Source organism: Kribbella sp. NPDC055071, from assembly GCF_053608045.1.
This window is the reverse complement of record NZ_JBSGUS010000001.1, coordinates 690,730-699,825: the sequence shown is the minus strand read 5'-3', so window position 1 is coordinate 699,825 and position 9,096 is coordinate 690,730. Positions and strand designations below refer to the sequence as shown.

Here is a 9,096-nt window from a genome sequence, read left to right as displayed (position 1 = left end):
GGCGTCGCTGCGCGATCTTCGACCCTTGACCCACACCACCGCGACCAGGGAAGGATCGCAGCTGTCCCGGAGCCGCTCACCCGAGTGGTCGCACATCGGATGTGATCGCGGGATGGATCGTGGTGAGGCTGCCGGGCCTGTCTGGGTGGGGCGGCGGTGTGTTCACACGGGTGGGCCGTGGCGACGGGCCGGCCTGAATGAGGCACCGGCGTGTTCACCGGAGGGCGGATCGCGGTCAGGTGACGGCCCCGGGTGCCGTCGGGCACACCTGGAACCGGTTGGCCGATGAAATCGTGAAGTCGCCCGGCCGAGGTGGTCTCCAACTCGCGGGTTATCCCATGAGCTTGTCCCTTGACCCACCGGCATTTCACGAGAGAACCGACAAACTCATGGGACAACCCCGGAGATGACAGCCCAAGGGCGGGGTGGATCCGGGCGGATCTCGGGATGTGGTCGGGTTTGTCCGGGTGGCGGGATTCGCCTTGTAGGGAAGGGGTTCGGGAGGATTTGGTGCCCGATAGGGGAGGAGATCTTCCCGAACCTGGCTGTTGCGGCCCGGTGGATCAGCAGGTGGATGGACCTGTCCGGGTGGCGGGCTGCTCGGCCGATTCGCGGGTGTCCAGGCGACTGGCGACGGCCTGCCGGCGGACCAGGATCTGCGAGTTGACCGGCCACTGCACCAACCACACCGAACCGGACCAGCCCCGGCCCCACACCGACCAACCGGATCCACATCACCTGGCTCACAGCTCCCCGCGGGATCCGCGTAGCTGCGTCCTTCCCTGGTCGCGGCGGTGTGGGTCAAGGGTCGAAGATCGCGCAGCGACGCCGAAGGCGCCCTTGACGCACGCCGGCGCGACTAGCACGATCACGCAGCGGAGACCGCGAACCACAGTTCCTCCGCAAAGCCAGAACTAACCACAGGCCAGCTCATACAACCCCACCACATCTCTCGCGCCAACCGCATCAGCGCGATGACTCCAGTTCGCGCACCCGCCCCATCACATCTGCTGCGCTGACCGCATCGGCGCGACACCGCAGATCCCCGCACCCGCCGAAGGCGGCAAGAAAGTCAGCCGGCGCGGAGCGGTGACCGCAGCAGCCGCCCCATCACATCTGCTGCGCTGACCGCATCGGCGCGACATCGCAGATCCCCGCACCCGCCGAAGGCGGCAAGAAAGTCAGCCGGCGCGGAGCGGTGACCGCAGCACCCGCCCCATCACATCTGCTGCGCTGAGCGCATCGGCGCGACACCGCGGATCTGCGCACCCGTCGGAGGCGGCGACAGTTTGCCGCGAGGCGGTGACCGTTGTGCCCGCGTCCCTCGCGGCGATCGCATCAGGGCGATGACACGGATATGCGCGCACCGCCGAAGGTGGCGGTGGGCGGGCGCCGGGTTGGGGTGTTGGATTTAGCCTTTGATGGCTCCTGAGGTCATGCCGGCGACTATTTGGCGGTTGAAGAAGAGGAACATGATGAGGGGTGGGATGGTGATGAGGAGGATGTTCATGAAGAGGAGGTTGTACTGGGTGGAGTACTGGCTGGAGAAGTTGTAGAGGGTTAGTTGGACGGTGGCGTTCTGGTCGCCGGGGAGGAAGTAGAGCGGGTTCACGAAGTCGTTGAAGACGGCAACGGACTGGACCACGACGACGGTGATGATGACCGATCTGAGCAGCGGGAAGATCACCCGGAAGAACAGCCGGAGTGGTCCGGCGCCGTCGATGATTGCGGCCTCGTCGAGTTCGCGGGGGATCGTCGCGACGAAGGCTCGGAAGAGCAGGATGCAGAACGACAACCCGAAGGCGATCTCGATCAGGATCAGCCCGGGCATGGTCTTGAAGAGACCGAACTTCTGCAGTACCCAGATCGTCGGTACGACGGCCGGCGGGATGATGAGGCCGGACAGAACCAGGAAGTTGATGAATCCGTTCCACCGGCTCTTGCGCCGTTGCAGGACGAAGCCGGCCATGGCCGCGAGCACCACCATCCCGGTGACGCTGGCGACGGTGAGGATCGTGCTGTTGATGAACGCGATCACCAGCATGTAGTCGCGAGCCTTCACGACCTCGACGAAGTTCTGCACGATCCGGAACTGGTGCGGCCAGGAGAAGTCGAGGTCCGCGGACTGGGTCCGGTCCTTGACCGCGGTCAGGACGATGAAGGCGAACGGGATGATGAACACCACGATCGAGGCGAGGATCGCGACCGCGCTGAGCGCCCACTTGCGACCCGGCCGGTGGTTGACGAGCTCTGCGGTGCTCACATGTCCACCTCTTTACGGTTCAGGAACCACGACAGCGGCAGGATGATCGCGGTGACGGTGACGAAGAGTACGACGTTGCCCGCGGTCGACAGCCCGTAGAAGCCGGCCTGGTACTGCTTGTAGATCACGGATGCGATCACGTCCGAGGTGAAGCCTGGACCACCCCGCGTCATCGCCCAGATCAGATCGAACGAGCGCAGCCCGCCGATCAGGGACAGGATGATGACCGTGACGGTGGCGGGCCGGGACAGCGGGAGAACGATCCGACGGAACGTCTCCCACGACCCGGCGCCGTCGACCCGGGCCGCTTCGATGTATTCGCGCGGGATCGACACGATGCCCGCGATGTAGATCAGCGTGGCCAGGCCGACGCCCTTCCAGACGTCGACCGCGGCCACCGACAGCAACGCCCATTTCGGATCGGTCAGCCAGCCGGGTCCTTGGATCCCGATCACGCTGAGCGCACCGTTGATCAGGCCACGTTCGGGATTCATCAGCACGGTGAACGTGAGCCCGATACCGATCGTCGAGACCAGTACCGGGAAGAAGACCACCGACCGGAGGTAGCCGCGGGCAACGATCTGCGAGGTGAGCAGCACCGCCAGCAGCAATCCGAGCACGACCTTCGACCCGGAGGTGACCACCGCGTAGATCAAGGTGTTGGTGAAACCCTTGAGCAACGCCGGTTCCTGGAAGAACAGCTTGAAGTTGTCCAGCCCGATGAACTTCGACTCGAACAGGCTCCACCGGGTCAGGCTGAAGTACAGCGAGGCGAACGTCGGGACCAGGAACAGGACACCGTAGATCACGGCCGACGGCAGGAAGAACCAGTTCGAGTACGGGTGATACACCTTCGCCCCGCCCGAAGCGACAGCCTTGGTGGAGTCGCTCTGGGCGCGCGGGCGGATCGAGGTGATGGCCACCGACCTCACCAGCCTGCCAGTCCGAGCTGCTGGGCCTGCTTCTTGACGTCCTCGTCGTACCGGGCGGCGCCGTCCTTGGCCTTGCGGATACCCGACCCGACCTCGACGGTGATCTGCTCCAGCGACGGGCCCTTCACCGGCGACAGGAACTCCAGCGCCAGGCTGGATCCGTCCGGCTTGTCCAGGTACGGCTGCATGTCCTTGATCGCTTGCGGTACGTCGGCCGGTAGCGCGCACCCCTTGATGGCGTACGGGCCGGTCGGTGCACCCGCGGCGGTCAGCGACTTGCAGCCGTCCGGGCTGGCGATGAAGGCGAGGAACTTCTTGGCGGCGTCCAGCTTGTCGCCGGTCGTGGTCTTCGGGATGTAGTTCGCGGACGGCGTCCAGACGGTCAGTCCGTTCTTGCTCGCGTCGTCACCAGGCAGCGCGAACAGGCCGACGGTCTTGGCCGAGTCCGGGTACGTGCCGACCATGTTGGAGATCACCCCGGACAGCATCGGGTACTGCGCGCCCTTGCCTTGAGCAAGCATCTTGAGACCGTCCGGCAGCTTCGCCGAGGCGAAGTCCTTGTTCTCGTAGCCGGCGTCGTGAACGGCCTCGGTGTGCTCGAAGCCCTTCACCGCGGCCGGCGACGTGGCGTACTTCACCTGGTTCTGCGTGTACTTGTCGGCGAAGTCCGGCTCGGCCACGGCGACGTTGTGGAAGTCGCCGAGGACGAACAGCTGCGAGGTCCAGGTCTCGCCGTACGTCTGGATCACCGGGGTGATCCCGGCGGCCTTGATCTTCGCGCTGTTCGCCATGAACTCGGCCCAGGTCTTGGGGATCTTCAGCCCGAGCCTGGTGTAGACCGGGATGCTGTACAGCACCCCGCCACCCATGAACCCGCCGACCGGTACGCCGTACACCTGCCCGTCGGCCGTGACGGTCTTCTTGAAGTTGTCGTCCATGTCGCCGATGTACGGCTGATCGCTGATCGAGACGAGGTTCTTCTGCGGTGCGATTGCCTGGAACAACGATCCGGAGTTGTAGTTGAACACGTCCGGCATGTCGCCGGTGGAGAGCCGGGTCTTGACGATGTTGTCGCCCTCGGTACCGGCCGGGCGGGTCTCGGTCTTGATCGTGATGCTGGGGTTCTTCGCGGTGAAGTCCTTCACCAGTTGTTCTGCGGTCTTCAGATCCTGGTCCTGGTTGCCGATCAGATAGGTGATCTCGACCGAACTACTGCCGGAACCGTCGCTGGAACCGAGACTGCCCGCGCTGCACGCGGTCAGTGCGAGCGAACCGACCGCGAGCACGGCCAGTCCTCTCATACCTGGGCGGAACGTCATGATGACCTCCAAGGGAATATTGCGTCAGGACATCTGCAGCGGGGCGGTCGGTGATCGTTGGTCAGTTGTCGAGCAGGGCGTCGAGTCTGGCGTGCAGGGCGTCGGCGCTGGGGGTGAGTCCGCGCGGGCTGATGGATTCAACCAGGTTGGTGGCGGGCTGGTCGAGGTACCGCTCGAGCCTGCCGGCCAATTCGGCGTCGTCGGCAACAACTCCGGTCTCGATCGCCGCGGCGACGATCGTGTCCCAGCTGGGCTCGTGGTCGACGAGTTGCCGGACCGTGGCACCCGCGGGAAGCTTCGGTGCTTCGGAGTATGGATCCTGAGCGGTCCACTCGTGGGTCCCGTGCCCCACGTCGACCGGCTCGTCCGCACCCGGTACGTCGACCAAAGCCCGCGAGCCGACCGGCACGGTCACGCTGAGCCGGACCTCGCCGTCGGCCCGGGTCCAGGTCACCGCAGCTTCGCCGTACGGCGTGAGGTGCTTGGCCGAAACTTTGGTCAGATGCGAGGTGTAGAGCGGGCGTACGACGATCGTCCGGTAGCCAGGATCGCCTGCGGCCAGTCCGGCCACGCGCCGGTGCAGCCAGTCCGCGACCGCGCCGAGGGCGTAGTGGTTGAACGACGTCATCTGGCCGGGGTTGATGCTGCCGTCGGGCAGCATGCTGTCGAAGCGCTCCCAGATCGTCGTCGCTCCCATGGTCACTGCGTACAGCCAAGACGGGCAGGATGTCTCTAGCAGGAGCCGGTACGCGAGGTCAGGATGTCCGGAATCGGCCAGCGCGTCCGCGATCAGCGGCGTCCCGACGAATCCGGTGCTGATCCGGAAGCTCGCCGTACGGACGAGATCGGCGAGTCGGTCGCCGGCCCGTTCACGCTGGCTGTCGGTGGGCAACAGTGCCCACTGCAAGGCGAGGGCGTAGATCGTTGCCGCGTCGCTCAATACGCGTCCGCCCTCGGTCGCGTACTCGGCGGCGAAGGCCTGCCGGACTCGTGCGGCGAGGTCGGCGTACTCACGGGCGAGGTCGGCGTCACCGACCACCTCCGCGGCCTTGGCGACGACGTCGGCCGAGCGAGCCAGATGCGCGGTCGCGAGCGCGTCCGGGTCGGCCTTCGCGCGGAACGGATCCTCCGGCGGTGCAGTTGGGTCGAGCCAGTCGCCGAACTGGAACCCGCCGGACCACAGCAGGTCGTCACCGGCCAGCGCGGTCATCTTGTCCACCCACGCACGCATGCTCGGTAGTTGCCGAGCCAGCAGCCCGGCGTCGCCGGTCCGCTCGTAAAGCACCCACGGCACGATTGTTGCCGCGTCACCCCAGGCAGCCGTGGCCGGTGCGGTGGTGCGCAGTACATCGGGTACGACGAACGGCACCGAGCCGTCCTTGTGTTGCTCAGCGGCCAGGTCGGCGAGCCAGTTGGAGAGGAACCCGGCGCTGTCGAACAGGAAGGTCGCGCTGGGGGAGAAGACCTGGATGTCGCCGGTCCAGCCGAGCCGCTCGTCGCGCTGCGGGCAGTCGGTCGGTACGTCGACGAAGTTACCGCGCATGCCCCACACAACGTTCTGGTGGAACCGATTCAGCAGGTCGTTCGACGACTCGAACCAGCCGGTCCGCTCGAGATCGCTGCCGACGACCACCGCGTGCAGATCCTCGAGCCGAAGCTCCGCCACGCCGGAGACCTCGGCGTACCGGAAGCCGTGGAAGGTCAGCGGCGAGTCGAGGGTGACCTCGTCGGATGCAGCAAGAATGTAGGTGTCGGTCGCCTTGGCGGTGCGGAGCGGCCGGACGCCGAGCTCACCGTGTTCGAGCACCTCGGCATGCCGTACGACGATCTCGTCGCCCGCAGCGCCGCCACGGACCGTCAGCCGGATCCGGCCGACGAGGTTCTGACCGAAGTCGATCAGCGTCTTGCCGGTTGGCGACGTACTGATCTCGAGTGCGGGCAGGACCTCGGTGATCCGGACCGGCGGTCCGTCGGGCGCGACGAGCAGACCGAGGTCCGCGTCGAGGACGTCCACCGGCGAGGGGTCTCCGGGGGTACGGCGAAGATCGGTCCGCTGGCCGTCGTACAAGTCGTCGGCGAGGACGCCAGTGTCTTGAGAGGTCCAGGAATCGTCGCTGCCGAAGGTGTGGACCTGCCCGTCGGCGGTGGTGACCTCGAGTTGCGCGAGTACGGCGAGGCGAGTGCCGTAGACCTGACTCTGGTCCTGGAAGCCGAGCCGGCCGCGGTACCAGCCGTTCCCGACGAGGAACTCGAGCCGGTTCGCACCGTCGCGGACCAGGTTCGTCACGTCGTACGTCTGATAGCGCAGCCGATACTGGTACGCCGTCCACCCCGGCGCGAGCTCCTCGTCGCTGATGCGCTCGCCGTTCAGGGATGGGAGATAGATCCCGTGCGCGGTCGAGTAGAGGCGAGCCTTCACCACCCCTTCCGGGAGGTCGATGACGCCGGCGATGATCGGGGCGGGGGAGCCGAGCGCGTTGTCGCGCGGGCTGACGAAGCGTGCGCTCCAGTCGGCCGAGTCGAGCAGGCCGGCCTCGACGGTCGCCGGCTCACTCCACTCGCTCCAGTCCTCATTACCGCGAACGCGGACGCGGACCTGTGCGGTCTCGCGGGAGGTGAGCGGATCGCCCGGCCAGGGCACCAGGATCTGGTCGGGGGACTGGACTGTGTAGACCTGCGTCGTTGCGGTGGCGATCTCGATCTCGTACGCCGTTTGGGCGTAGTCCGCCGAGGCGGCGGGGACCCGCCACGACAACCGTGGGGTCGCGGTACCGATGCCCAGCACGGGCGCGGCCAGCTGCTCGAAGCGGAGAGAGGTGGGTGCGGCGAGGTTCGACATGTGACTCCAACCGGCGCTGTTATGAAACGATTCAGCCTTGTTCCCCGATCCTGCGGCTGTGCGTCGGCGAGGACTAGCCCGCAGTGCACTCGTGGTAGCACAAAACGCACCTCGGGCCCTATCGTGAGACATGGTCGACGAGCCGGTGAAGCCGCGCGGGACCGTGCTGCACTTCGTCGAAGGGACGCAGGTGTACGCGGGTCCGCACGTGCACGAGGACACGCATCCTCTGCACACGCACAGCTTCTTCGAGATCGCTCTGGTGGTCAGCGGCGAGGGGGTGCACCACAGCCTGGCCGGTCGGCAGAAACTTGAGGTCGGGGATGCGATCCTGCTCCGCCCGGGCGTCTGGCACGAATACGTGGAGTGCAGGACGCTCGAGGTCTACAACTGCTGCTTCTCGGCCGACCTCGTCCAGCGGGAGCTCGCCTGGGCACGTGAGGATCCCTTACTGGGTTACCTGTTGTGGACCGGACCGTTCTCGGCTCAGCGTCGCGGAATGCTGACCACACACCTCGACCCGATCGCCGTGAAGGAAGCAACCGGTCATCTCGACGGGCTGCGCCAGCTACGAAACCAGCCGCTCAACCGGCATCGCGCCGAGATGATCGGCTGGCTCTCGCTGTACCTGAGCTGCGTGGCGCGGACGGTGGCCGAGCTCGACGATCGCGGTGAGCAGACGCATCCCGCCGTACTGGACGCCATGCGGATGATGGAGGCCGACCCGGCCCGGCAGTGGACGCTGACCGAACTGGCCGACGCCCTGCATCTCGCGCCGGGGTATCTGGTCCGGCTGTTCAAGTCCGTGACCGGGCTGCCGCCGATGGCGTATCTGTCCCGGCATCGCGTCGAGCTCGCGGCCGAGCGGCTGCTGCACACGGACCTGCCGATCAGCCGGATCGGGGAGTCGGTCGGCTGGCCGGATCAGAACTACTTCGCCCGCCGATTCAAGTCCCACTACGGGCTGTCGGCATCGGCGTACCGACAACGTTTCAATTCGCTGAAGCTCAGCCCGTCCGGGCCGTGATCAGCAGTTCGAGCCCGTCGAAGATCCGGTCGAGTCCGAACTCCAGCCCCTGCTCCTCGCCGCCGGCCGAGGTCTGCAGTGCCATCGCCAGGTGGGGGAAGCGGTCGGCCTCGGTGCTGAGGATCGCGCCGAGCGATCGGCCGACCTCTTCCTCGGTGAGCCCGACAGTGTGGCCGGGGAAGGTGATCGACTGGTGCGCGAGGTTCCGGACGTGGCTGCTGACGACCAGGATCGAGTCGAGCTGTTCATGCCCTTCGAGACCGGTGCCGGCGAGCGCCGCGACGCCGCGATCCCACCACGCGAGTTCGTTCGGCCCGAACAAGCGGCGCCCGATCGTCGACTGCAGTAACCACGGGTGCCTGGTGAAGCCCTCGTAGAGGTCCATCGCCCACGCGCGGAGCGCATCGCGCCAGGGGAGTGCGGGGTGTTCGGGCGGCAGGCCCATCGCCAGGTCGCTCATCACCGCGACCAGCTCGGTCTTGCCCGGCACGTACCGGTAGAGCGCCATCTTGGTGACCGGGAGCTCGCCGGCGATGCGCTGCATCGAGACCGCGTCGAGCCCTTCGGCGTCGGCGATCCGGATCGCGGCCTCGGCGATCGCGGTCAGCGTGACAGCCGGTTTCGGGCCGCGGCTGCGCGGCGATCCCTGGTTCCAGAGCAGTTCGGTCATCGCACTCCCTTCCGGCAAAGGACTTGAACTGTGTCTACCATACACA

At 66.5% G+C, this 9,096-nt stretch carries 6 protein-coding genes; 1 reads left to right on the top strand and 5 read right to left on the bottom strand.

The genetic code is table 11. From position 1 onward, the window contains the following. Positions 1–1,411: 1,411 nt before the first annotated feature. The 4 genes from ACWF4Z_RS03330 to ACWF4Z_RS03315 all read right to left on the bottom strand — a co-directional run bounded on the left by ACWF4Z_RS03330 (position 1,412) and on the right by ACWF4Z_RS03315 (position 7,353). Positions 1,412–2,263 carry a carbohydrate ABC transporter permease gene (locus tag ACWF4Z_RS03330; protein WP_452241297.1) on the bottom strand — a complete coding sequence of 284 codons (852 nt, stop codon included), beginning with the start codon at positions 2,261–2,263 and terminating at the stop codon, positions 1,412–1,414. Next, entirely contained in the window at positions 2,260–3,186 is a 927-nt protein-coding gene (locus ACWF4Z_RS03325; RefSeq protein WP_452241296.1) for a carbohydrate ABC transporter permease, read from the bottom strand. The genes ACWF4Z_RS03330 and ACWF4Z_RS03325 overlap by 4 nt, the downstream gene beginning before the upstream one ends. A gap of 5 nt (positions 3,187–3,191) precedes the next feature. Beyond that, complete coding sequence (locus ACWF4Z_RS03320) at positions 3,192–4,514, bottom strand: ABC transporter substrate-binding protein (RefSeq protein WP_452241295.1); 1,323 nt, start codon at positions 4,512–4,514, stop codon at positions 3,192–3,194. 61 nt (positions 4,515–4,575) lie between these two features. Continuing rightward, positions 4,576–7,353: a family 78 glycoside hydrolase catalytic domain gene (locus ACWF4Z_RS03315; RefSeq protein WP_452241294.1), complete on the bottom strand. Its 2,778-nt coding sequence runs from the start codon at positions 7,351–7,353 to the stop codon at positions 4,576–4,578. A gap of 130 nt (positions 7,354–7,483) precedes the next feature. On the opposite strand from ACWF4Z_RS03315, the gene ACWF4Z_RS03310 reads away from it, so the two are divergent. Next, entirely contained in the window at positions 7,484–8,380 is an 897-nt protein-coding gene (locus ACWF4Z_RS03310) for an AraC family transcriptional regulator (protein WP_452241293.1), read from the top strand. On the opposite strand, the gene ACWF4Z_RS03305 is transcribed toward ACWF4Z_RS03310, so the two are convergent. Beyond that, entirely contained in the window at positions 8,361–9,050 is a 690-nt protein-coding gene (locus tag ACWF4Z_RS03305; RefSeq protein WP_452241292.1) for a TetR/AcrR family transcriptional regulator, read from the bottom strand. The two genes, ACWF4Z_RS03310 and ACWF4Z_RS03305, sit on opposite strands and share 20 nt — an antisense overlap. Positions 9,051–9,096: the final 46 nt, after the last annotated feature.